The organism is Loktanella sp. F6476L (genome assembly GCF_023015725.1).
GTDB lineage: Bacteria > Pseudomonadota > Alphaproteobacteria > Rhodobacterales > Rhodobacteraceae > Yoonia.
On sequence record NZ_JALKAR010000002.1, the window covers coordinates 398,954 to 420,345 of the forward strand.

22 protein-coding genes are annotated in these 21,392 nt (G+C 56.1%); 12 read left to right on the forward strand and 10 right to left on the reverse strand.

The annotated features are described in order from the left end of the window. Positions 1–47: 47 nt before the first annotated feature. Entirely contained in the window at positions 48–2,843 is a 2,796-nt protein-coding gene (locus MWU61_RS07235) for a [protein-PII] uridylyltransferase (RefSeq protein ID WP_247127748.1), read from the reverse strand. Further along, a complete protein-coding gene (locus MWU61_RS07240) occupies positions 2,824–4,005 on the reverse strand; it encodes a penicillin-binding protein activator (protein ID WP_247127617.1) in 1,182 nt (393 codons plus the stop codon). The genes MWU61_RS07235 and MWU61_RS07240 overlap by 20 nt, the downstream gene beginning before the upstream one ends. 82 nt (positions 4,006–4,087) lie before the next feature. On the opposite strand from MWU61_RS07240, the gene rsmI reads away from it, so the two are divergent. From rsmI to gshB, 3 genes are all read left to right on the forward strand, one after another. Next, positions 4,088–4,951, forward strand: a complete 864-nt coding sequence (rsmI, locus tag MWU61_RS07245) for a 16S rRNA (cytidine(1402)-2'-O)-methyltransferase (protein ID WP_247127618.1) — start codon at positions 4,088–4,090, stop codon at positions 4,949–4,951. After that, positions 4,948–5,328 carry a YraN family protein gene (locus MWU61_RS07250; protein ID WP_247127619.1) on the forward strand — a complete coding sequence of 127 codons (381 nt, stop codon included), beginning with the start codon at positions 4,948–4,950 and terminating at the stop codon, positions 5,326–5,328. Before rsmI ends, MWU61_RS07250 begins: the two co-directional genes overlap by 4 nt. Positions 5,329–5,403: 75 nt before the next feature. Further along, positions 5,404–6,351, forward strand: coding sequence for a glutathione synthase (gene gshB, locus MWU61_RS07255; protein ID WP_247127620.1), 948 nt, complete (start codon positions 5,404–5,406; stop codon positions 6,349–6,351). Here the strand turns inward: gshB and MWU61_RS07260 are convergent, their stop codons facing one another. The 4 genes from MWU61_RS07260 to cobU are packed head-to-tail and all read right to left on the reverse strand — an operon-like array spanning position 6,352 to position 9,957. Next, the gene (locus MWU61_RS07260; RefSeq protein WP_247127621.1) at positions 6,352–7,866 is read right to left on the reverse strand and encodes a YifB family Mg chelatase-like AAA ATPase; all 1,515 of its coding nucleotides are present in this window, start codon (positions 7,864–7,866) and stop codon (positions 6,352–6,354) included. It abuts the gene before it with no gap. Positions 7,867–7,922: 56 nt separating this feature from the next. Continuing rightward, the gene (locus MWU61_RS07265) at positions 7,923–8,792 is read right to left on the reverse strand and encodes a glutathione S-transferase (protein WP_247127622.1); all 870 of its coding nucleotides are present in this window, start codon (positions 8,790–8,792) and stop codon (positions 7,923–7,925) included. Between the two features lie 20 nt (positions 8,793–8,812). Next, positions 8,813–9,388 (reverse strand): histidine phosphatase family protein, encoded by a 576-nt coding sequence (locus MWU61_RS07270; RefSeq protein WP_247127623.1) that lies wholly within the window; start codon positions 9,386–9,388, stop codon positions 8,813–8,815. Then, entirely contained in the window at positions 9,385–9,957 is a 573-nt protein-coding gene (gene cobU, locus MWU61_RS07275; protein ID WP_247127624.1) for a bifunctional adenosylcobinamide kinase/adenosylcobinamide-phosphate guanylyltransferase, read from the reverse strand. Before cobU ends, MWU61_RS07270 begins: the two co-directional genes overlap by 4 nt. A gap of 85 nt (positions 9,958–10,042) precedes the next feature. Between cobU and MWU61_RS07280 the strand changes: the two genes are divergently transcribed. From MWU61_RS07280 to MWU61_RS07305, 6 genes are all read left to right on the forward strand, one after another. After that, the gene (locus MWU61_RS07280; protein WP_247127625.1) at positions 10,043–10,921 is read left to right on the forward strand and encodes an RNA polymerase factor sigma-32; all 879 of its coding nucleotides are present in this window, start codon (positions 10,043–10,045) and stop codon (positions 10,919–10,921) included. Further along, complete coding sequence (locus MWU61_RS07285; RefSeq protein WP_247127626.1) at positions 10,918–11,703, forward strand: ChaN family lipoprotein; 786 nt, start codon at positions 10,918–10,920, stop codon at positions 11,701–11,703. The genes MWU61_RS07280 and MWU61_RS07285 overlap by 4 nt, the downstream gene beginning before the upstream one ends. A 61-nt stretch (positions 11,704–11,764) precedes the next feature. Continuing rightward, positions 11,765–12,961: a bifunctional phosphopantothenoylcysteine decarboxylase/phosphopantothenate--cysteine ligase CoaBC gene (coaBC, locus tag MWU61_RS07290; protein WP_247127627.1), complete on the forward strand. Its 1,197-nt coding sequence runs from the start codon at positions 11,765–11,767 to the stop codon at positions 12,959–12,961. Positions 12,962–12,975: 14 nt separating this feature from the next. Then, the gene (gene dut / locus MWU61_RS07295; RefSeq protein WP_247127628.1) at positions 12,976–13,434 is read left to right on the forward strand and encodes a dUTP diphosphatase; all 459 of its coding nucleotides are present in this window, start codon (positions 12,976–12,978) and stop codon (positions 13,432–13,434) included. Beyond that, entirely contained in the window at positions 13,431–14,483 is a 1,053-nt protein-coding gene (gene moeB / locus MWU61_RS07300) for a molybdopterin-synthase adenylyltransferase MoeB (RefSeq protein ID WP_247127629.1), read from the forward strand. The genes dut and moeB overlap by 4 nt, the downstream gene beginning before the upstream one ends. A gap of 64 nt (positions 14,484–14,547) precedes the next feature. Beyond that, on the forward strand, positions 14,548–16,572 hold the full coding sequence (locus tag MWU61_RS07305) for a M3 family metallopeptidase (RefSeq protein WP_247127630.1): 2,025 nt from the start codon (positions 14,548–14,550) through the stop codon (positions 16,570–16,572). Positions 16,573–16,643: 71 nt separating this feature from the next. On the opposite strand, the gene MWU61_RS07310 is transcribed toward MWU61_RS07305, so the two are convergent. Beyond that, positions 16,644–17,120 carry an SH3 domain-containing protein gene (locus MWU61_RS07310; RefSeq protein WP_247127749.1) on the reverse strand — a complete coding sequence of 159 codons (477 nt, stop codon included), beginning with the start codon at positions 17,118–17,120 and terminating at the stop codon, positions 16,644–16,646. 167 nt (positions 17,121–17,287) lie between these two features. Between MWU61_RS07310 and MWU61_RS07315 the strand changes: the two genes are divergently transcribed. Continuing rightward, positions 17,288–18,274 (forward strand): D-glycerate dehydrogenase, encoded by a 987-nt coding sequence (locus tag MWU61_RS07315; protein WP_247127631.1) that lies wholly within the window; start codon positions 17,288–17,290, stop codon positions 18,272–18,274. Between the two features lie 95 nt (positions 18,275–18,369). Here MWU61_RS07315 and MWU61_RS07320 read toward each other — a convergent pair whose 3' ends face one another. Then, a complete protein-coding gene (locus MWU61_RS07320) occupies positions 18,370–19,641 on the reverse strand; it encodes an RsmB/NOP family class I SAM-dependent RNA methyltransferase (RefSeq protein ID WP_247127632.1) in 1,272 nt (423 codons plus the stop codon). A 66-nt stretch (positions 19,642–19,707) separates the two neighbouring features. On the opposite strand from MWU61_RS07320, the gene MWU61_RS07325 reads away from it, so the two are divergent. Together MWU61_RS07325 and MWU61_RS19750 are read left to right on the forward strand one after the other, a co-directional pair. After that, positions 19,708–19,887 (forward strand): DUF1674 domain-containing protein, encoded by a 180-nt coding sequence (locus tag MWU61_RS07325; protein WP_247127633.1) that lies wholly within the window; start codon positions 19,708–19,710, stop codon positions 19,885–19,887. Between the two features lie 67 nt (positions 19,888–19,954). After that, a complete protein-coding gene (locus MWU61_RS19750; RefSeq protein WP_281501982.1) occupies positions 19,955–20,089 on the forward strand; it encodes a hypothetical protein in 135 nt (44 codons plus the stop codon). A gap of 9 nt (positions 20,090–20,098) precedes the next feature. Here the strand turns inward: MWU61_RS19750 and MWU61_RS07330 are convergent, their stop codons facing one another. Further along, positions 20,099–20,464 (reverse strand): dihydrodipicolinate reductase, encoded by a 366-nt coding sequence (locus MWU61_RS07330; protein ID WP_247127634.1) that lies wholly within the window; start codon positions 20,462–20,464, stop codon positions 20,099–20,101. A 79-nt stretch (positions 20,465–20,543) separates the two neighbouring features. Then, positions 20,544–21,353 carry a 4-hydroxy-tetrahydrodipicolinate reductase gene (gene dapB / locus MWU61_RS07335; protein WP_247127635.1) on the reverse strand — a complete coding sequence of 270 codons (810 nt, stop codon included), beginning with the start codon at positions 21,351–21,353 and terminating at the stop codon, positions 20,544–20,546. Between the last annotated feature and the right edge of the window lie 39 nt (positions 21,354–21,392).

Genomic DNA, 21,392 nt, shown 5'->3' on the forward strand with positions numbered 1-21,392 from the left:
CCCCGATCTTTCCGGAAAAATCGTCCGAATTTCCACGAAAATCCGTATCACGTCACAGCCCTTTCCGCGCCCAGTGTAATGGCTTCACGCAGTTTTGCTTCCAGCGCTTGGCGCTTGGCTTCGTTGTGATATTTCAGACCAACCATGTCTTTGACATAGAACGTATCGACGATCTGTTCGCCAAACGTCGCGATGACAGCGGACGCAATATAGACGTGATTATTCGCCAGCGTACGCGTCAAATCATACAACAGGCCCGGCCGGTCGCGGGTATCGACCTCGATAATCGTGTAAATCTCGGAACCTGCGTTATCGAAGGTGATGACAGTCGGCACCTTAAACGCACGTTCACGCTTTTTGATCTTATCACGATCTTTCAGGGCGTCGCGTGCGACCACTTCACCGTGCAGCGTCTTGATGATCATCTGTTGAAGACGCGGCAGGCGGGCCGCTTCGTAAGGATGGCCATCTGCGTCCTGTATCCAAAACGCGGCCGTCGCGTAGCCGTCTTTAGATGTATAACTGCGTGCATCAACGATGTTCGCACCAACCAAAGCCAACGCGCCGGTCATCCGGCTAAACAACCCCGGATGATCCACCATGGCAAAGCAAACGCGTGTCGCATCGCGGTCTTCGTCAAGCATCAGATCAACGGCGATACTATCGTCCGAAATACCAGACAAAAGGTTCGCGAAAACCACATGGGTCGAACCCGGCAAACCTTGCCAATACGGCCCATAATGACGCCCGACTTCGGCTTTTAGATCTTTTGGCTTCCAATCCGTCAAAGCACCACGCAGCGCGCGTTTTGCTTCGGTTTCTCTGGTTTCGCGGTTCAGATCTTCCAGCCCGTTTTCCAACGCATCGCGCGTCGCGGCATACAGATTACGGATCAGCACCGCTTTCCAGTTGTTCCATGTGCCCGGCCCAACGCCCCGAATGTCGCAAACCGTCAACACCGTCAGCAAATCAAGCCGTTCAACGGTCTTCATCGCTTTGGCGAAACCAGTCACTGTACGTGGTTCTGAAATGTCGCGTTTTTGTGCCGTATCGGACAAGAGCAGATGATTGCGGATCAACCATTCGACCAGTTCGCATTCTTTCTTGTTCAACCCCAACCGTGGGGCCACAACACGGGCAATTTTCGCGCCCAATACGGAATGATCTTCTGGCTGCCCTTTGCCGATGTCGTGCAGCAACAACGCGACATACAACACCTTGCGGTTCACGCCCTTCTGCAGAATGCCGGACGCAATCGGCAATTCCTCTATCAGCTCTTCGCGTTCGATCTGTGACAGATGGCTGATGCATTGGATCGTATGTTCATCGACCGTGTAGTGATGGTACATATTGAACTGCATCATCGCCACAATCGGCGCAAATTCGGGGATAAACGCAGCCAGAAGCCCGAGTTCATTCATCCGCCGCAAGCCGCGTTCAGGGTTGCCGTGTTTCAGCATGATCCCAAGGAAAAGTTTGCGCGCAGCTGGGTCATTGCGAACAGAATCGTCGATCAAATGCAGGTTCGCCGCAATCATGCGCATCGCATCTGGATGCAGCAACGTACCCGTACGCAGAACTTCTTCGATGATCCCAAGCATATTGACGGGGTTCGCCAGAAACGCCTCTTCATCGGCGACAGTCAGACGGTTCTGTTCAATCGCATATGGGGCTTTCGCCTTCTTACGCCGTTTGAACAAGCGCAGCAGCATCGGTTCGGCTTTGGTATGTGTGGCCTCAAGTGATGTCAGGAAGATCCGCGTGACTTCCCCAACCTTGGTGGCATGGCGGAAGTAATCCTGCATAAAATGTTCAACGGCACGACGCCCGTCGTGATCCTTGTACCCAAGCTTTTCTGCGACCTCGACTTGCATGTCGAAGGTCAGCTGATCCACCGCACGATTGGCGATGATGTGCATGTGGCAACGGACAGACCAAAGAAAATCTTCAGCCGTTTTGAATGTCTGAAATTCGTCTTCGTTGTAGACACCAAAGGCAATCAGTTCCTTGGCGTTCTGCGTCCCGTGCACGTATTTCCCGATCCAGAACAGGGACTGCAGGTCGCGTAGACCTCCCTTGCCTTCTTTCACGTTCGGCTCAACGACATACCGTTGGCCACCTTGCTTGCGATGACGTTCAGCACGTTCCTCAAGCTTGGCTTCAATAAATTCGGCTTCGGTACCTTTGAACAAGTCTTCCCACAACGAAGTGGCCAGGGACTGCGCCAAGTCTTCATCACCGGCAAGATAACGGTATTCCACCAGCGACGTACGGATTGTGAAATCTTCGCGGCCAAGTCGAATGCAGTCTTTGATCGTCCGGCTGGCATGTCCGACCTTCAGCTTGAGATCCCACAGGATATATAGCATCGATTCGATCAGGCTTTCCGCCCACGGTGTGATCTTATATGGGTTCAAAAACAGCAAATCGACGTCGGAATGCGCGGCCATTTCGCCACGTCCGTAACCGCCAACAGCAATAATCGCGATCCGTTCGGCCTCTGTCGGGTTTGGCAAAGGATGCAGATACGTTTGCGCGATATTCAACACTTCGCCGATAATCTGGTCTGTCAGCCAGCTATAGGCGCGCGTCCCGCGACGCCCCGGAAACGGATCAGCGGCAAAAGCTTCTGCAATGCGTTTACGCCCGGCAACACGCGCTTCGTTTAGGATTTCGACGGTTTGGGTGCGGATGTCTTTGTCGCTATGACCAAGGCTCGCCGCGGCTTCTAACGCTAGACGGACTGCAGGCTGGTCAAAAATCTCAGACGCCGGACAAATCAAATTGTCCGGCGTTTCAAGGTCGTAAGTCGTGTTGGTCGGATCAGAGACCTGATCCGCCAAAGCTCCGTGGGGCTGGCTCAAGGGTAATCACCTGATTGTTGCGTATTTCGGCGATGGCAAGGCCACGCTGGTTCAGACCATTTGGCAGGAACCGGAAGATACCACCAGTCCCTTGAAAGCCTTGGGACGTCGTGAGCGCCCGTTTTGTCAGGGCGTTGGCGTTTCCTTGGGCAACAAGCGCGCCGATGGCTGCAATTCCATCATACGCGAGACCGGCCAGCGGATGTGGCGCATCGCCATAAACAGACGCGTAACGGTTCTGGAACGCGTTGTTCAAACCTTGATCAGGCAACGCAATGATACCGCCTTGGGCAGCAGCGCTCCCCAGAACGTCAGCATTTGCGTCCCAGCGGGTCAAACCCATAAAGCGAGCTTCGTTCGATGTCAGACCAGCGGCGGACAGACCGTCCAGAATAAACGGAAGGTCAGCAGAAGGATCACCTGTGAAGAACACAGCATCGCTACCACCATTGCGCGCCGCAGCAACGATACGTGCAGACGAATCGGATACGCCTTGCTGGGTCAATGGATACCCTTCAATCGCGGTCACTTGGCCCCCGTTCGCACGAACAGCGTTTGCAATCGCGTCACGGCCCAGCTGACCGGGGACGGAATTGCCGTGGACAACCGTGTAGCGGTTGATACCTTGGCGGCCTGCGTACTGGACTAAACGGTTCGCTGTGTTTCCGAATGTAGACCCGAGGATAAAGACGTTACCGCCAGCAATTGTCGGGTTGTTTGAAAACGCGAGGACGTTCACATTACGGTTCGCGACAGACACACCAGCCGCGTTGGCCGCTTCACCAAACAATGGTCCCAAAATAATCTTTGCACCGTCATCAACCGCAGCATTTGCAACGCGTGCGGCCTGCAGCGGATCACCGGCAGTGTTGTACACGCGCAGATCAATCGTCACGCCAGCCAAATCGGAAATCGCCAATCGTGCGGCGTTTTCAAGGCTAGCTGACAAACGACCCTCGTTACCAGACCCACCCGGAACCAAAAGCGCAACCTGAACAGGCGCGTTCGGGTCAATGCGCTGACCGGTGTTTTCATTCACACCAACTTGGCCGGGGACCGTACAGGCCGACACGAACACAAGCGTCAAAAAGATAAACAGCCGGGCTGCCGCCTTGCGGGCGTCGGCGAAACAAGCAAACATAGGAAATCCCCCTCCTGATGGTGACCTCCATCGGGTCAAACATTGGGCAACATCATAGGGCTATGCGCCAAAGGGTCTAGGTATGAATTTTATAGAAAAACCCTTGACGGCGGGTCTTTATTTCGTGGCGACACCAATAGGGTCTGCCCGTGACATGACACTGCGCGGTCTCGACATCCTCGCCAGCGCCGATCTGATCGCAGCCGAAGACACGCGGACGGCCCGCAAATTGATGGAAATTCATGGTGTACCGCTTGGTACACGACAGGTTGTCGCCTACCATGACCACAGCGGGGAAAAGCCAACCGAACGACTTGTGCGGGCTGTAAGTGAAGGAAAATCAGTCGCTTACGTGTCTGAAGCAGGCACACCATTGGTGGCTGATCCGGGATATGAACTGGGCGCTGCGATGATCGCGGCTGACCTGCCCGTCACCACGGCCCCCGGGGCGTCGGCAGTACTTGCCGCGTTGACGGTCTCTGGTTTGGCAACTGACCGCTTTGCATTCATCGGCTTCCTGCCATCAGCAAAGACACAGCGCGAAACAGAGATCGCAGAATTACGCGATATGCCGCTGACACAGGTGTTCTACGAATCCCCAAAGCGTCTTCATGATATGCTAATGTCTTTGCGCGATGTTCTAGGGGGCGACCGCCGCGCGGTGGTCTGTCGTGAGTTGACCAAGAAGTTTGAAGAAACCACGCGCGGGTCTCTTGATGACCTTGTCGCAGATTTTGCCGACCGAAAGGTAAAGGGCGAAATTGTCGTGCTGGTTGATCGTGGGAACGGTGAAAAGATCGGCGAAAACGATGTGCAGGCGGCATTGGTCGACGCGATGCGCACGATGCGAGTGAAAGACGCGGCAACGATGGTTGCGGGTGCGATGGGTCTACCCCGCCGCCAAGTTTATCAAATGGCCCTTGGGCTGGAAAAGGACGACGAATGACATCATCGACGCAACAAGCGATGCGTGCCAGCACCAATCACCATGCAGGATGGGCGGCCGAATCCAGTGTTGCCCGTGATTACAAACGTCGTGGCCATTCTATTGCGCATACACGATGGCGCGGGCGCGGCGGTGAAATCGATTTGATTGTCCGTGATGGTGACAGCCTGATCTTTGTCGAAGTTAAGAAAAGCAAATCCCACGCGACCGCATTGCAACGTGTCAGTCGCCGTCAGATGGACAGGCTCTGTGCTGCTGCGAGTGAATTTGTGGCAAATGAACCGCGCGGGGCGTTAACCGATATGCGTTTCGACGTGGCAACCGTTGATCAAACGGGCAACGTGCGGATTATTGAAAACGCGTTCATGGAAGCGTGATCCGGCCGCCATTGCACAGACCCGTCGCATGGGCCATGTATCTCTCAATTCCATATTGAGAAAAGGCCACAGGTCATGCCCTTGAAAGTAGCGATCCAAATGGACCCGATTGGTCCTATCGATATCAACGCCGACAGCACCTTCCGCATCGCAGAAGAAGCACAGGCGCGCGGTCACAGTCTTTTCTACTACACACCTGACAAACTTGCCTACCGCGAAGGTAAAGTTGTCGCGCGGGGCTGGCCGCTGACCGTTCAGCGGGTCGAAGGCGATCATTTTACACTGGGCGACGAAGTTGAAGTCGATCTTGCCGACTACGATGTCGTTTGGCTGCGCCAAGATCCCCCTTTCGATATGGGGTACATTACCACAACCCATATTCTTGATATGATTCACCCCGATACGCTCGTCGTGAATGACCCGTTCTGGGTGCGGAACTATCCGGAAAAGTTGCTGGTTCTGAACTTCCCTGACCTGACACCGCCAACGATGATTGCGCGTGATTTGGACACGCTCAAATCATTCCGTGCCGCACATGGCGACGTGATTCTTAAACCACTCTACGGCAATGGTGGCGCGGGTGTTTTCAAGCTGAAACAAGGTGATAGCAACCTCGCATCGCTGCACGAAATGTTCTCGGGGATTAATCGCGAACCGCTGATTATGCAGAAATTCCTGCCAGACGTCAGCAAAGGCGACAAGCGGGTGATCTTGGTCGATGGTGAACCTGTTGGGGCGATCAATCGTGTCCCTGCCGAAGGCGAAACCCGATCCAATATGCACGTAGGCGGACGCCCCGAGAAAGTTGAACTGACGGGCCGTGACCGCGAAATCTGTGCGGCAATCGGACCGTTGTTGCGTGAAAAGGGTCAGATTTTTGTCGGGATCGATGTGATTGGTGATTGGCTGACCGAAATCAACGTGACCTCACCGACAGGCATTCAGGAATTGGAACGGTTTGATAACGTCAACATCACGGCCAAAATCTGGGAAGCGATTGAAGCGCGCCGCGCTGCCGCCTGATCACACGTCCTGCGATAACGAGAGGCGGTAGCTTACCGCCTCCGCGACATGTGGGCGACGCACATCCGCTTCGCCTGCCAGATCAGCTATGGTGCGTGCGACGCGCAACACACGGTGATACCCCCGCGCCGAAAGCCCGAACCGTTCCGCGACCTTGACCAACAGCGCCCGCCCTTCGGTATCCGGCGTCGCCACCTGTTCCAAAACGCGCCCTTCAGCTTCGGCGTTTACCCGTACGCCCGCCGCGTCCGCAAACCGTTGCGATTGCACATCGCGGGCGGCGGCAACGCGGGCAGCAATCACCGCAGAGCTTTCGCCGTCTTCTGGCAAGTCCAGATCAGTGTATGCGACCGGGGGCACTTCGACCCGTAAATCAAAACGGTCCATCAAGGGCCCAGAAATGCGACCCATATATTCTTCACCGCAGATCGGCACACGTGCGCAGGCGCGCGCTGGATCTGCCAAATACCCGCATTTGCAAGGGTTCGCGGCCGCGACCAACATAAAACGACAGGGGTATTTCACATGCGCATTGGCCCGCGCGACGATCACCTCGCCCGTTTCGATCGGCTGGCGCAAGGTTTCGAGCACTGACCGTGGGAATTCCGGAAATTCATCGAGAAAAAGTACCCCATTGTGCGCCAGTGAAATCTGTCCGGGTTTCGCCGTTCGCCCCCCGCCGATAATCGCAGCAGTCGACGCTGTGTGGTGCGGTTCTTGGAAAGGGCGCGTGCGATTGATGCCGCCCTCTTCCAACACGCCCGCCAGCGAATGAATCATCGACGTCTCTAACGCTTCTGTCGGTGACATTGGTGGAAGGATACCGGGAATACGTTTCGATAACATCGACTTACCAGAACCCGGCGAGCCGACCATCATCAAATGATGCCGCCCGGCGGCTGCGATTTCCAACGCACGTTTCGCACGTTCCTGGCCTTTCACCTCGGCCAGATCAGAGGCGTTTGCATCAACATGCACTTCGCCCGCGACCGCCGCGTCGAGCACAGCTTGTCCGGTAAAGTGCCGTATCGCCGCGGCCAGCGACTGCGGTGCGATCACTTTTGCCGCGTCGACCCATGCTGCTTCGGGGCCGCATGCGTTTGGGCAGACGAGAACTTTACCTTCAGTCGCTGCAGCCATTGCCGCAGGCAACGCCCCAATGACGGGAACCAGATCACCGTTTAGCGACAATTCACCAAGCGATACCGTGCCCGCAACATCATCGCGCGGCAGGATTTCAAGCGCAGCCAACAATGCCAGCGCGATAGGCAAATCAAAATGCGACCCCTCTTTCGGCATATTCGCGGGCGACATATTGATCGTGATTTTCTTCGACGGCAGCGCGATTGCCATGTGCGTCAACGCGGCCCGCACTCTTTCGCGCGCTTCTGAAACCGCTTTATCTGGCAAGCCCACGATGGCGAAACCCGGCATGCCGGGGCTGACCGCGCATTGCACCTCGACCATTTTTGCGTCGATCCCGTCGAAGGCGACCGTGTAGGCAACTGCTGACATCTTGGTTCCCGTCATTTCCAATACTTATGGTTAACGACAGGACCCTTGCGAAAAGGTTAATTGTTCAACAACGCCATAAATTTCGGCCACGCCTCAGGGTCAGCGACTGTTTTGTCACGACAAAACGCATTGCAGACACCAAACGTTCTGCCGTCCAGTTCCAAGTAATGCGTGACCGGTTTACCTGAATACGGGCATGTTTCGTTTTCTGACGGACCTTGATCGACTGCCCGAGCGGGCAAAGCATCAATCGGCCATGGCTTTGTCTTCAATCCAAAATCGTATGGAAAAGGGTCATAGCGCACAGTCTGCCCCATTGCCCGCCACTGTCGGTTGGACAGGTCTGCGATATGCGCGTCGACATAGGCCTGCGCTGTGACACCCAACGGGATGCCGTAGGTGGTAAAACGGTTCGCGATCGGCGCGTAGAATGCGTCAGCTGCTGTGTATCGCCCAAACAGCCATGGCCCGTCTTCGCCGAACCTATCGCGCGCCATTGACCAGAGTTCGGAAATACGTGCCACGTCGTTCATGATCGCATCGGACGGCTCAAACACGACAAGTGTATGTTCCATGTTGTGCGGGCAATCCGACCGCAATGCCCCGAAGCCGCTGTGCATTTCCGCAATCATGGACCGTGCCATTGCGCGAGCAATTGGGTCTGCGGGGTAAAGGCCTGCTTGCGGATTTTCTTCGGCAAGCGTTTCGGCCATCGCCAAGCTATCCGTCAGTAATCCACCGCTCGGTGTGACCAATGCAGGGACCGTTTTCGCACCCGGCAAATGCGCCATATCTTGCGCCATGGTCCCCGCGTACAAACCGACCATCGTTGTTTTGTAGGGCAAGCCAAATTTCTCAAGCAGAAGCCAGCCGCGCAAAGACCAGCTCGAAAAGGTCCGGTCGCCGATGTAGAGTTCGTAGGTCATGGTTTTGGTCCTTTTACAGCTTAAGCGACGTGATTGATCGTTCCGATTCGCCAACCTCGTAGGGTGAAATGCACATCCGTGACTGACAGGTTATCGATCTTGTGCCCCATCGCTTCGTAAGGTGTTCCGCCGCATTGCGCGATCATCGTCATGATCATGCCCATGTGGCCGACAACGACAATATCTTTCGTTTTGTGGCGGTGAGCCAATTGGGTCAAAGACGCGGTCACGCGTTTTGTCACCGCATTCCAACTTTCGCCGTTCGGCGGTGATAATGTGCCGGGTTGTTCCCAAAACTGTCGGCTGAGAACAGGATCACGTTCCGCGACTTCTGTGTGGTGCAGGCCGTCCCACATCCCAAAATCAAATTCCCGCAGAGTTTTACGATGTGCCAAACGCGTCCTGCCATCCCCGATGGCATCAGCGGTATGCACAGACCGTTGTAGATCAGATGAAACTAGTAGCGCTTGGTCCGGCAGGTAGGACGACAACCGATCCAACGCCGCAGTATCGGTTAAATCCGCAGGCACATCACGCCATCCTGTAAAGGTTTTTTGATGCGTGGGCCCGTGCCGGACCAGCCAAAAGCGGGTCAAACCTTCCCCGCGGGGAAGACGTGCGTTGCGGACACAGGATCGTAAGACCCTTTCAGAACCAGTGGCAGGCCAGAGATCACGGTCATGACGACGTCTGCCCGTGCCGCGATCATCTGGTTCACTTTTCCCTGTGCATTCCGAAACTTACGTGACAAGGCATTGTCCGGCACGATGCCCATGCCGACTTCGTTGGACACAACAACGACATCGCACGCACAGGTTAACAGCGCATTTACCAATGCGTCACATGCCGCATCAACATCATGATCCCCGAGCAGCACATTCGTCAGCCACAGGGTCACACAATCCAGCAGGATGATGTCATCAGCAGACGCCTGATCCAGCACCGACACGATATCGATCTGGGCCTCGATGGTTGTCCAATCGCCCCCGCGCTGCTGCTGATGCTTTTCCAGTTTCGCGCGCATTTCGTCGTCGTAGGGCTGCATCGTCGCGACATATGTTTTGGGCTTACCAGTCGCGCGAACGACCTTTTCTGCAAAGCTAGATTTGCCTGACGCAGCCCCGCCCGTCACAAAATACAAAGTCTTCGGGGATTTTTCTTGCAACTTTTTCTGATCCGCTTGGTTCGACCCTTCGTAGACAGATCAATAGCACGGGAACACCCGCGCGCAATCTGGTAGGGATCAAAACATGGCGTTTGACGGTTTTTCGGATCAGAAGATGACACGCAAGGCAATGAAAGCAGAGCTTTTGGATGCCGAAACGGAACTTGCGTTGGCATATGCGTGGCGAGATGATCGAGACGAACAAGCGCTTCATCGCCTGATCACGGCCTACATGCGCCTCGCGATTTCAATGGCAGGTAAGTTCAAGCGGTACGGCGCGCCGATGAACGACCTGATCCAAGAAGCATCCGTTGGGTTGATGAAAGCCGCCGATAAATTCGACCCAGATCGCGGCGTCCGGTTTTCGACATATGCGGTCTGGTGGATCAAAGCATCAATTCAGGATTATGTCATGCGGAACTGGTCGATGGTCCGGACCGGGTCAACGTCATCCCAAAAATCACTGTTCTTCAATCTGCGTCGTGTTCAGGCCCGTCTTGAACGTGAAGCCGCCGCAGAAGGACGCACGATTGACCGTCACGACATGCGCGAAATGATCGCGCTAGAAGTCGGCGTTCCATTGCATGATGTCGAGATGATGGAAGGCCGGTTGTCTGGGTCCGATTATTCGCTTAACGCCACCCAATCTGCCGAAGACGAAGGTCGGGAATGGATTGACGCATTGGAAGATGATGGTCCGCAAGCCGCTGAAACCGTTGAGAACAATCACGATAATGATACATTGCGGCAGTGGCTGTTGTCCGCCTTGGGCGAATTGAATGATCGCGAACGCTTTATCGTCCGAGAACGTAAAATGCGTGATGATCCGCGGACATTGGAAAGCCTTGGTACCGAACTTGGTCTATCGAAAGAACGTGTTCGCCAGCTTGAAGCTGCGGCCTTTGGCAAAATGCGCAAAAGCCTTGTAGGTCGAAACGAAGAGGTGCATCGTTTCCTCGTATGAGGGTAGCGACATTCATCACTTTTCTAACGGTCTTTCCGGTTTACGCTGGCGAGATCGTTGCGTTTTCGACGTCTGATTTTGACGGGGCGGATATCGTTATTGTTGGCGAAATCCACGATGATCCGACCCATCATCAGGTGCAGGCCGACATCATCGCATTGCTTGACCCAACAGCCATCGTTTTCGAAATGCTGACATCCGATCAGGCAATGCAGATCACTTCGGACACGATCAAATCGCCAGATCTAGGTGACTTACTGGAATGGGAAGCCAACGGTTGGCCTGACTTTGACATGTATGCCCCGATATTCGCGGCTGCCGAAGATGCAAAGATCATTGGCGCCGCCCCGAGTCCGGAAATGGCCGCGCAGGCTCGCGAGGATATTTTGGCCGCGTTCACGGATCAGCGGTTTGGGCTTCACATCCCGTTAGACGAAGACGAACAGGGTACCCGCGAACAGGGCATGCAAGACGGCCATTGTGGGGCTTTGCCTGTGGGAATGCTGCCTTGGTTTGTCGATCAACAACGGTTCAGCGACGCGGTTTTTGCGCGCGCTGCACTGGAAGCGTATGAAACGTTTGGTGGGCCGGTTGTTGTCATCACTGGCAACGGGCATGCGCGTACCGACTGGGGGATGCCTGTTTACCTGAACGCCGCGTCACCTGACACGCATGTCCTGAGCATTGGCCAAATCACCACGCGGTTAGATACCCCGCCATATGATCTGTGGCGTGTCACGCCTCCGATTGACCGCCCCGATCCCTGTGCCGCATTTGAATAACTCACACCGATTGTATCCGTGCCGTCAAAGTCTTACGTTCTGATCAATTGCGGAGGCGGACATGCTGACAAACAAACATATTCTTTTGATCATTGGCGGCGGAATCGCGGCATTTAAGTCGTTGGATCTGATCCGGCGCTTGCGCGAACGCGGCGCGAAAGTGACGCCGGTTTTGACCAAGGCGGGGTCTGAATTCGTCACTCCATTGTCCGTGTCTGCCTTGGCCGCGAACAAGCTATACACCGACCTGTTTGATTTGAACGATGAAGCCGAGATGGGGCACATCGAATTATCCCGCGCTGCCGATTTGATCGTTGTCGCCCCCGGCACTGCTGATCTTATGGCGAAGATGGCAAGCGGTTTGGCGAATGATCTGGCGTCGACACTGCTGCTCGCCACAGACAAACGCGTTCTGGTGGCCCCGTCGATGAACGTGCGGATGTGGGAACACCCTGCAACCCAGCGGAATCTGAAAACGTTGAAGGGCGACGGCATTTTGTTTGTTGGTCCGGGTGAAGGCGATATGGCCTGTGGTGAATATGGCCCTGGCCGTATGGCGGAACCCCTTGATATTGTTGCCGCAATTGACACGGCGTTGTCCGACGGGCCGTTGAAGGGTAAGCACGTCCTTGTGACGTCGGGCCCCACACATGAACCGATTGATCCAGTACGTTACATCGCGAACAGATCATCAGGCGCGCAGGGAACCGCCATTGCACAGGCGCTGGTTACGCTGGGCGCTGATGTGACCTTTGTCACCGGCCCTGCCGATGTGCCACCCCCTGCGGGCGTCAACGTTGTTCCGGTCGAAACTGCCGCAGAGATGCTTGAAGCCGTGCGAAATGCCAAACCCGCCGACGCCGCCATCTTTGCCGCCGCCGTAGCCGATTGGCATGTTTCAAATGCGTCTGATGCGAAGATCAAGAAGGACGCATCCGGATTGCCGGAACTGACCTTTGCGGAAAACCCCGATATTCTTGCAACCGTTTCGCAGATGATGGACGGTCGCCCAGCGCTGGTGGTCGGCTTTGCAGCCGAAACCAATGATGTAATCGCAAACGCCACCGCCAAACGTTTGCGCAAAGGGTGTGACTGGATCGTCGCGAATGATGTGTCGCCCGAAACGGGGATCATGGGCGGTACAGAGAACGCGGTCACGTTGATTTCTGACGCAGGCGCGGATGCTTGGCCCCGTATGGGCAAGGATGAAGTCGCCACCAAGCTCGCCACAAAAATCGCGCTTGAACTGGCTGGATGATGGGACGCAGTGACATGCAGGTAAAGTTGTCATGGCAGCCCGATGCGGATCGCGATCTGCCCTTGCCATCATATCAAACCAAAGGTGCAGCTGGCGCTGATATTTGCGCTAATTTTGGCACGAAAGGCGGGGCTGTGACGCTCGACCCCGGCGCACGTCTACTTGTCCCGACGGGTCTTTCTATGGCGATTCCTGACGGGGTCGAGGTTCAAATTCGCCCCCGCTCCGGACTTGCGTTGAAACACGGTGTGACTTTGGTCAACAGCCCGGGCACGATCGACAGCGACTATCGCGGGCCGGTTGGGGTCATCATGATTAACCTTGGTGACACCCCGTTTGAGGTGACACACGGGATGCGGATTGCACAGATGGTTGTGGCCCCTGTCGTGCAGGCACAGTTTACTCTGGTTGATGACCTAGACGCGACAGAACGCGGCGCAGGTGGATTTGGCAGTACCGGTGTCGTCGCATGATCATGGTCGCCGCAATGGCCGCCGTCTTGTGGGGCACGGGCATGGCGATGGACACGCCCAAACGTACGCGTTGGACGATGATCGGGTTGCTGTTGGTGATCGTGATGATCATCCAGTTGGTATTGCCTGACGGCCATCCGCTGCGCGAAGCCACGGGCGGTGACGTCCGGCTTTGGACATTGATCGTCGCCTTTGGTGGCATCGTATTTGGATATCGCAAGCTGCTGCGCGGCTTGCGGGCCAAGGCATCCCTCCAAGTTGTTCGTGACACCCCTGCGGATAAGTCCAGCGCGATGTTGGAAACCGAACTAGACCGCTACGCGCGCCACATCATGCTGCGCGAAGTCGGCGGCACGGGGCAGATGGCACTACGCCGCGCGAAAGTGCTGGTGATTGGTGCCGGTGGCTTGGGGTCGCCCGCGTTGCTTTATCTGGCGGCGGCAGGTGTTGGCCAGATTGGTGTGATTGACGATGACACCGTCGAGAATTCCAATCTGCAGCGACAAGTCATTCACGCAGACGACCGGATCGGCATGCCGAAAGTGCAATCTGCACTGGACGCGATGCGCGCGCAAAACCCGTTTGTGCAGGTCAAACCCTATCACCGCAGGCTCGACGAAAGTTTCGCCGCTGAATTGTTCGCCGAATATGACATCGTGCTGGATGGCACCGACAACTTCGAAACACGGTATTTGGTGAATGAAACCTGTGTCGCCGGGAGGATCCCTTTGATCTCTGCCGCCCTCACGCAGTGGGAAGGTCAGATCAGCGTCTACGACCCAGCCAATAACGCGCCCTGCTACGCCTGCATTTTCCCCGAAGCGCCCGCCGCCGGCCTTGTGCCGTCCTGCGCAGAGGCCGGTGTGATTGGCCCATTGCCCGGTGTGATTGGGTCGATGATGGCGGTGGAAACCGTGAAATTGATCACAGGTGCAGGCGATCCTTTACGGGGACGACTGATGATCTACGACGCGCTTTATGCAGACACTCGGACTATTGGCTTGAAACGGCGGGATGACTGCGCGGTCTGCGGCGGATCCTCCATCTAATTCGCAGACCTACTGCTGGAAGTCGTACCCTTCGCACCCTAAGTTGACTCCAAAGGAGATCACCATGACCAACCCGTTGCTGACTGACTGGACGACCCCACACGGCCTGCCCCCGTTTGATATGATTTCGGACGAAGATTTCGCCCCTGCCGTGGATGTCGCACTGGATGAAGCCCGCAGCGCTATCGCCGCGATTGCCGAAAATCCCCATGCCCCGACATTCGCAAACACAATCGAAGCGATGGAATTGGCTGAGGTGACACTAGGCAAAGTGCTGGGTGTCTTTTACGGCGTCGCTGGCGCGGACAGCAATCCGGCACGCGAAGCGTTACAGCGCGACTTTGGTCCAAAATTAAGCGCGTTTGGTTCAGAGATCACCGAAAACAAAGCGCTTTTTGCGCGGATCGAGGACCTTTGGACACGTCGTGCCGATCTTGACCTGTCGGATGAACAGTCTCGTGTTCTGATGCTGACCCGTCGCGGTTTTGTCCGGCAAGGTGCGTTGTTAGTAGGCGATGATGCGGTCCGCTTGCGCGACGTGAAATCACGACTTTCGGTGCTGGGGACACAATTCACCCAGAACTTATTGGCCGATGAACGGTCATGGTTCATGCCATTGGCCGAAGCCGACCTAGAAGGTCTGCCAGATTTTGTCATCGCAACTGCCCGCGCGGCCGGATCCGAAAAGGATGCGGGCGGCCCCGTTGTGACCCTGTCCCGATCTTTGATTGTGCCGTTTCTGCAGTTTTCCCCTATGCGCGATCTCCGCAAGAAAGCCTATGACGCATGGGTTTCGCGCGGCGAAAATGGCGGCGAGACGGACAACCGTGGGATCGCGGCGGAAACGCTTGCCTTGCGTGAAGAACGCGCCAAATTGCTGGGGTACGAAACATTCGCAGATTACAAACTCGAAACCGAAATGGCGGGGACCCCCGACGCGGTGCGTGATCTGTTGATGCAAGTTTGGACGCCAGCAAAAGCCGCCGCTGAAGCAGATGCAAAAGTGCTGGAACGGATGCTGCATGCCGATGGTTTTGACGGACCTTTGGAAGCATGGGATTGGCGCTATTATTCGGAAAAACGGAGGCAGGCCGAACATGATCTGGATGAAGCGGCGCTGAAACCGTACCTGCAGCTGGACCGGATGATCGAAGCGCAATTTGCCTGCGCCAATCGGTTGTTTGGACTTGAATTCGCACCGCTCGAAGGTCCTGTGTATCATCCTGACGTGCGCCTGTGGGAAGTTACCCGCGACGGCAAACATGTTGCTGTCTTCATTGGCGATTACTTTGCGCGCGGCTCAAAACGGTCCGGTGCCTGGTGTATGGCGATGCAGTCACAACACCGTCTCGGCGGCGAAGTACGTCCGCATGTTGTAAACGTCTGCAATTTTGCGAAACCGGAAGACGGGCAACCGGCCCTGTTGTCCTATGACGACGCCCGCACATTGTTCCACGAATTCGGCCACGCATTGCACCAAATGTTATCTGACGTGACCTACGAAAGTATCAGCGGCACATCTGTGGCCCGCGATTTTGTCGAACTGCCCAGCCAACTTTACGAACACTGGCTTGAAGTACCCGAAGTCCTGTCCGAATTCGCCACGCACGCGGAAACTGCCGAAGCGATGCCAGCTGATATGCTGCAACGCATGCTCGATGCAGCGACTTACGACATGGGCTTCCAGACGGTTGAATATGTGTCTTCCGCGCTGGTCGATCTGGCGTTCCACGACGGCCCCGCCCCCAAAGACCCGATGCAGAAACAAGCCGAAGTCCTTGAAGGCATTGGTATGCCCCACGCGATCCGTATGCGTCACGCCACACCCCACTTCGCGCATGTCTTTGCAGGGGACGGATATTCCAGCGGCTATTACAGCTACATGTGGTCCGAAGTCATGGACGCGGACGCATTCGCAGCCTTTGAAGAAATCGGCGATCCGTTTGATCCGGATTTGGCGAGAAAATTGGAAAACACCATTCTGTCTTCCGGCGGCTCCGTCGACGCAAAAGAACTCTACAAACAATTCCGTGGGCGACTGCCGGGGGTCGATGCACTGCTCAAGGGCCGCGGTCTTGATGCGGCCTGATCTTCTTTTGGCCTCAAATATCCTGGGGGTTTGGGGGCTAACCCCCAATCCTGCGGGATCAACGAACGCTATCAGTCGCGGACTTCATCCGCATCAACGCCCCAAATCACGGCCTTAGGCGCCCAGCCTTTGTAGCCACCCGCACTCAGGCGGCACCACGTCGGTTCGCATTCATGCAGACGCGCAATAACCCCGAGTTCAAGCTCAACCGTTTCGCGGCTATCGTCACGCGGCTGCGATCGTAGACGCAGGCGATCTTGATCAATAATGACCGATCTTGCGCCGGACAGCATGGTGTAGTGGACCCATCCACCTTGACCTTCACGGTCAATCACGCGCCGCCAATGTCCGTATTCCGCAATCACCTGCAGCGGCATGGAACGGCGTTGAAACACCCAATCGATCCGGTGCGACAGACTAGGCCCACGGCGCACGTTGGCTTCTGAGGCTTTCAGCGACACGTAGCGTGGCAAAGGTAGATTTGTTTCCGGTCCGATGGCAGGCGCGTCCAATGTCCCGCCGGAAACCGGCGTCGCCTCTTGCGCAATTGCACCTGCACCAAGGTGGCAGAGCGCAGCACAGACCAGAAGAATGCGAAAAATCACGGGAAACCTGCCTTTATCACTTACTCATCGCGCGAGGTTCTTGTGCCTCGCGTCGGTTAAATGCACTCTGAACCAAAGCGGTGATCCGTTTCAAGCGATGGGAGAAAAGAATGCCAGGTCAGCGGTTAAGTGTTGTCGTCACGCGACGGTTACCCGAAAGCATCGAAACACGCATGAAAGAGCTGTTCGACGTCACTTTACGCGAAAACGACAGGCCGATGAGCCGCGAAGAACTGGTTGCGGCCGTGCAAACGGCGGATGTTTTGGTCCCTACAGTCACCGATTTCATTGATGCGCCATTGCTGGCGCAAGCTGGTGAAAAGCTGAAACTCATTGCGAATTACGGTGCAGGTGTAGACCGGATTGACGTCGCCACCGCCCGTCAACGCGGGATTTTGGTATCAAACACCCCCGGCACAGTGACCGACGATACGGCCGATATGACCATCGCCTTGATCCTCGCCGTTACCCGCCGCATCCCTGAAGGGCTGCGCGTTATGGGGAGCGGCGATTGGGAAGGCTGGTCTCCAACCGCAATGCTGGGAGGACGTATTTCAGGACGTCGCGTCGGTATTTTGGGCATGGGCCGCATTGGTCAGGCCGTCGCGAAACGTGCCGCCGCTTTTGGTATGCAGGTGCATTACCATAACCGCAAACGCTTGCGGCCCGAGGTCGAAGAGGCACTAGAGGCCACGTATTGGGACAGTCTTGATCAGATGGTCGCGCGAATGGACGTGATTTCGATCAATTGTCCGCACACGCCATCGACCTTTCACTTGATGAATGCGCGACGCCTTAAGCTCATGAAACCTGATGCGGTGATCGTGAATACCTCACGTGGTGAGGTTATCGACGAAAATGCGCTCACGCGGATGTTGCGGGCCGGTGAAATTGCCGGTGCAGGCTTGGACGTCTTTGAACGCGGTCACGAGATTAACCCACGCCTGATGGACCTGCCGAACGTTGTTTTGCTGCCCCATATGGGGTCGGCCACCGTCGAAGGCCGTCAAGAAATGGGCGAGAAAGTGATTGTGAACATCAAGACGTTCGCAGATGGTCACCGGCCGCCCGATCAGGTCGTACCGGGTGTGATGTAACGCAGGCTGCAGCGGTTTCAGCCGCTGTCGGAGCCTCCGGCGGGGATAAGAGACCGTCAAAGAAGCGCAGCGTGGTCTGAGCGTGGTCTGCCTGCTTAGGGTTTGGTCAGTACCGCGATGTAGAACCCGTCCATGCCGCCGAGGTCCGCCCAATAATCCGGGCGCAGGCGGATACCGCCTTCTTCGGTGATCCATGCGGCGTCGATGCCCGGTTTGTTCAGCGCATCGGTATCCACGGTCAGTCCTGCGTGCCGTTCGAGCGCTTCGTCGACTTGGATTTCTCCTTCGTCTGGCAACAACGAACAGGTGCAAAAGACCAGCTTGCCGCCGGGTTTCAGCAACGTCAGCGCGTGATCGATCAGCAGTTCTTGCTGTTCGATCAAGGCCATGAATTCAGATCCGTCTTTTGCATATGGCAAATCGGGATGGCGCCGGATTGTGCCGGTCGCGGAACAGGGCGCATCGAGCAGCACCGCATCAAATCCGTCTTGTTCGAATTTGAACGCGTCCGAGGTCACGCAATTGGCTTTTAGCCCCACACGTTTCAGGTTGTCCTTCACCCGTGTCATGCGGTTGTGGCTAAGATCGACAGCCGTCACATCGGCCCCACTTGCCGCGAGCTGCATTGTCTTACCGCCGGGTGCCGCACAGAGGTCCAGCACCTTCATGCCCGGCTTGGGGTCAAGCACTTGGACCGGAATAGCCGCGGCTGCATCTTGCACCCACCAATCGCCGTTCTCGAAGCCAGGAAGTGCCGATACCTGACCCGCTTCTTTCAGCCGGATCGACCCTGTCGGCAACAGCGTGCCGCCCACAGCCTCTGCAACCGCCTTTGGATCGCCTTTGGCCGTTAGATCAAGCGCAGCCCCCGCGAAATGTGCTGCTTCGATCCCTTCGACCGATTTCCGTCCCCAAGCCGCAACCAACGGCTGGCGCAACCATCCCGGCGTCAGTGGATTGGCACGTTTGGTCCAGCCTTTTTCGCCCTCTTCTGAAATCCGGCGCAGAACGGCGTTGGTCAGCCCCTTGAACGAAGATACATGTTTGTTCTTGCCGATAATTTCGACGTAGGCGTTCACGACACCATGCGCCGCCTCGCCCCCCACAAGTTCGATCACACCTAGGCGCAGCGCATTTTGCACGGTCTCTGGAGGTTCTTTCTTGAGGTAGGGTTTCAGCATCCGATCCGCACGATCCGCACCACGCAAAGCGTCCATCGCCAAGCGTTGCGCACGCGCACGTTCATCCGCAGGTAGATGATCCAGCGCACCGCCACCAATCAGTTCGGACATCAGACGTCCTTCGCCTGTGATCTCTTCAAGCAGATGATGCGCAGCGCGGCGCGGCGGTAGACCGGTTTTGGACATGGTGTCTCACTTGTTTTGAACCCATTTGGCCGTATATCAGAAAGGACACGACGACAAGGATGCCCGATGACCGAGCCTGATCACAAAGACCTGCCGCCTGCCGCCCAGCGCGCCTTGGCTGAAGCCGAAGAACGGCGCAAAGAGGCAGATAAATCCGAATTGCCGCCAGAACTGGGTGGGCGCAAGGGACCAGAACCTGTTCGCTATGGCGATTGGGAGAAAAAAGGCATCGCCGTCGATTTTTGAAGTTTCCAGCGACGGAATAACAGCGCGGTGACGTATTACGGGCAACTTTATTGAAAAGGAGCCCACGATGCGCAGCCTACCTTACCTGTTCCTTGTTGTTGCAGCCGGTTTAAGCCTTGCAACATTCGTCACGTCCGAAACGCTTGCGCAGACGGCGCATCCTGTTGTCCATGAACGCGTATTGGGTCCGGTCTGGCCGTAAGCGGTTTGCCTAACGTAGCTTGAATGATGCAGAATCACCGGCACCTTGATCCGTTGTGAACCGCATTTCTTGACCGTTAAATTCAACAAGCTGGCAATTGTACGGAATAGGGTCCCCACCCCAATTCATTTCGCGGCAAAAATACCCGTTTTGCCAAGACCACGTGCCGGTGATTTCCCAGCCTGCACCGGTGCCCGCGATCTGGCCCGCAGGCGAAACAGCCAAATTCACGCCGTACAGGCGGTTTGACAAGTTTTTGTCGCCAAGCGTCGCAAGAAATGTCGCCTTGTCAGAGATCGCTTGATAGCCTTGCGCAGTCGCAGCCGTAGCGGACAAAACGAAAGCGATTGCCGCTGTCTTGAAAAAGGTCGTCATCAAAAGCTCCTTTGTCGTGCGTTATATAAAATATACGCGCGACACGTGCTTTTGGTTTCATTTTGCCTAGTTTGGCCGACTAAAGCCCCAAAACATCCAGCATATCGTATGCGCCAGGCTTTTGGGTTTGCCCCCAAAGTGCCGCTTTGAGCGCCCCGCGCGCAAATACCTTACGATCCGTCGCCATATGACGCAGCACGATCCGTTCACCGGGGGCTGCAAACAGCACATCGTGTTCGCCGACGATATCTCCACCACGAATAGCGCTAAAGCCAATATCGCCGCGTTTGCGCGCGCCCGTGATCCCGTCACGACCGCTGTCTTTGACGTCGTCCAATGCCACGCCGCGCCCTTCGGCTGCGGCTTCACCCAACATCAATGCCGTCCCTGATGGCGCATCGACTTTGTGATGATGGTGCGCTTCGATCACCTCAATATCGAAGTCTTCATCTAACGCAGCCGCAACTTTCTTGGTCAGCTGTACGAGCAAGTTCACGCCCAACGACATGTTCCCCGCACGCACTACGACCGTATGGTGAGACGCCGCATTGACTGCCGCAATGTCGTCGTCCGTCATACCCGTCGTGCCGATGACATGCACCGCTTTGGCCTGTGCGGCCAGTTCGGAAAACGCAACTGTCGCCGCTGGTGCCGTGAAGTCGATGACAGCTTGGGCTTTCACAAACGCCTCTAATGCGTCGGACGTGACAACCACACCAACGGGTTGCCCGCCCATCGCCGTGCCGACGTCCTGACCGACCCAATCGTGACCATCCCGTTCCAGCGCCCCAACGAGGTGACATGCATCAGACGCCACGATTGTCTCAATCAACATCTGCCCCATACGGCCTGATGCCCCGGTCACGACGATTCCTGGTCCCTGTGTCATACGCTGTCCTTCTTTCTGTTGCCCTCTCTTAGCGTTTCG

What these genes read in the sequence shown, in the direction of transcription:
- MWU61_RS07240 (WP_247127617.1), bottom strand. Translation starts at nt 4,005, where the DNA reads ATGTTTGCTTGTTTCGCCGACGCCCGCAAGGCGGCAGCCCGGCTGTTT.
- rsmI (WP_247127618.1), top strand. Translation starts at nt 4,088, where the DNA reads ATGAATTTTATAGAAAAACCCTTGACGGCGGGTCTTTATTTCGTGGCG.
- MWU61_RS07250 (WP_247127619.1), top strand. Translation starts at nt 4,948, where the DNA reads ATGACATCATCGACGCAACAAGCGATGCGTGCCAGCACCAATCACCAT.
- gshB (WP_247127620.1), top strand. Translation starts at nt 5,404, where the DNA reads ATGCCCTTGAAAGTAGCGATCCAAATGGACCCGATTGGTCCTATCGAT.
- MWU61_RS07260 (WP_247127621.1), bottom strand. Translation starts at nt 7,866, where the DNA reads ATGTCAGCAGTTGCCTACACGGTCGCCTTCGACGGGATCGACGCAAAA.
- MWU61_RS07265 (WP_247127622.1), bottom strand. Translation starts at nt 8,792, where the DNA reads ATGACCTACGAACTCTACATCGGCGACCGGACCTTTTCGAGCTGGTCT.
- MWU61_RS07280 (WP_247127625.1), top strand. Translation starts at nt 10,043, where the DNA reads ATGGCGTTTGACGGTTTTTCGGATCAGAAGATGACACGCAAGGCAATG.
- MWU61_RS07285 (WP_247127626.1), top strand. Translation starts at nt 10,918, where the DNA reads ATGAGGGTAGCGACATTCATCACTTTTCTAACGGTCTTTCCGGTTTAC.
- coaBC (WP_247127627.1), top strand. Translation starts at nt 11,765, where the DNA reads ATGCTGACAAACAAACATATTCTTTTGATCATTGGCGGCGGAATCGCG.
- dut (WP_247127628.1), top strand. Translation starts at nt 12,976, where the DNA reads ATGCAGGTAAAGTTGTCATGGCAGCCCGATGCGGATCGCGATCTGCCC.
- moeB (WP_247127629.1), top strand. Translation starts at nt 13,431, where the DNA reads ATGATCATGGTCGCCGCAATGGCCGCCGTCTTGTGGGGCACGGGCATG.
- MWU61_RS07305 (WP_247127630.1), top strand. Translation starts at nt 14,548, where the DNA reads ATGACCAACCCGTTGCTGACTGACTGGACGACCCCACACGGCCTGCCC.
- MWU61_RS07315 (WP_247127631.1), top strand. Translation starts at nt 17,288, where the DNA reads ATGCCAGGTCAGCGGTTAAGTGTTGTCGTCACGCGACGGTTACCCGAA.
- MWU61_RS07320 (WP_247127632.1), bottom strand. Translation starts at nt 19,641, where the DNA reads ATGTCCAAAACCGGTCTACCGCCGCGCCGCGCTGCGCATCATCTGCTT.
- MWU61_RS07325 (WP_247127633.1), top strand. Translation starts at nt 19,708, where the DNA reads ATGACCGAGCCTGATCACAAAGACCTGCCGCCTGCCGCCCAGCGCGCC.
- MWU61_RS19750 (WP_281501982.1), top strand. Translation starts at nt 19,955, where the DNA reads ATGCGCAGCCTACCTTACCTGTTCCTTGTTGTTGCAGCCGGTTTAAGC.
- MWU61_RS07330 (WP_247127634.1), bottom strand. Translation starts at nt 20,464, where the DNA reads ATGACGACCTTTTTCAAGACAGCGGCAATCGCTTTCGTTTTGTCCGCT.
- dapB (WP_247127635.1), bottom strand. Translation starts at nt 21,353, where the DNA reads ATGACACAGGGACCAGGAATCGTCGTGACCGGGGCATCAGGCCGTATG.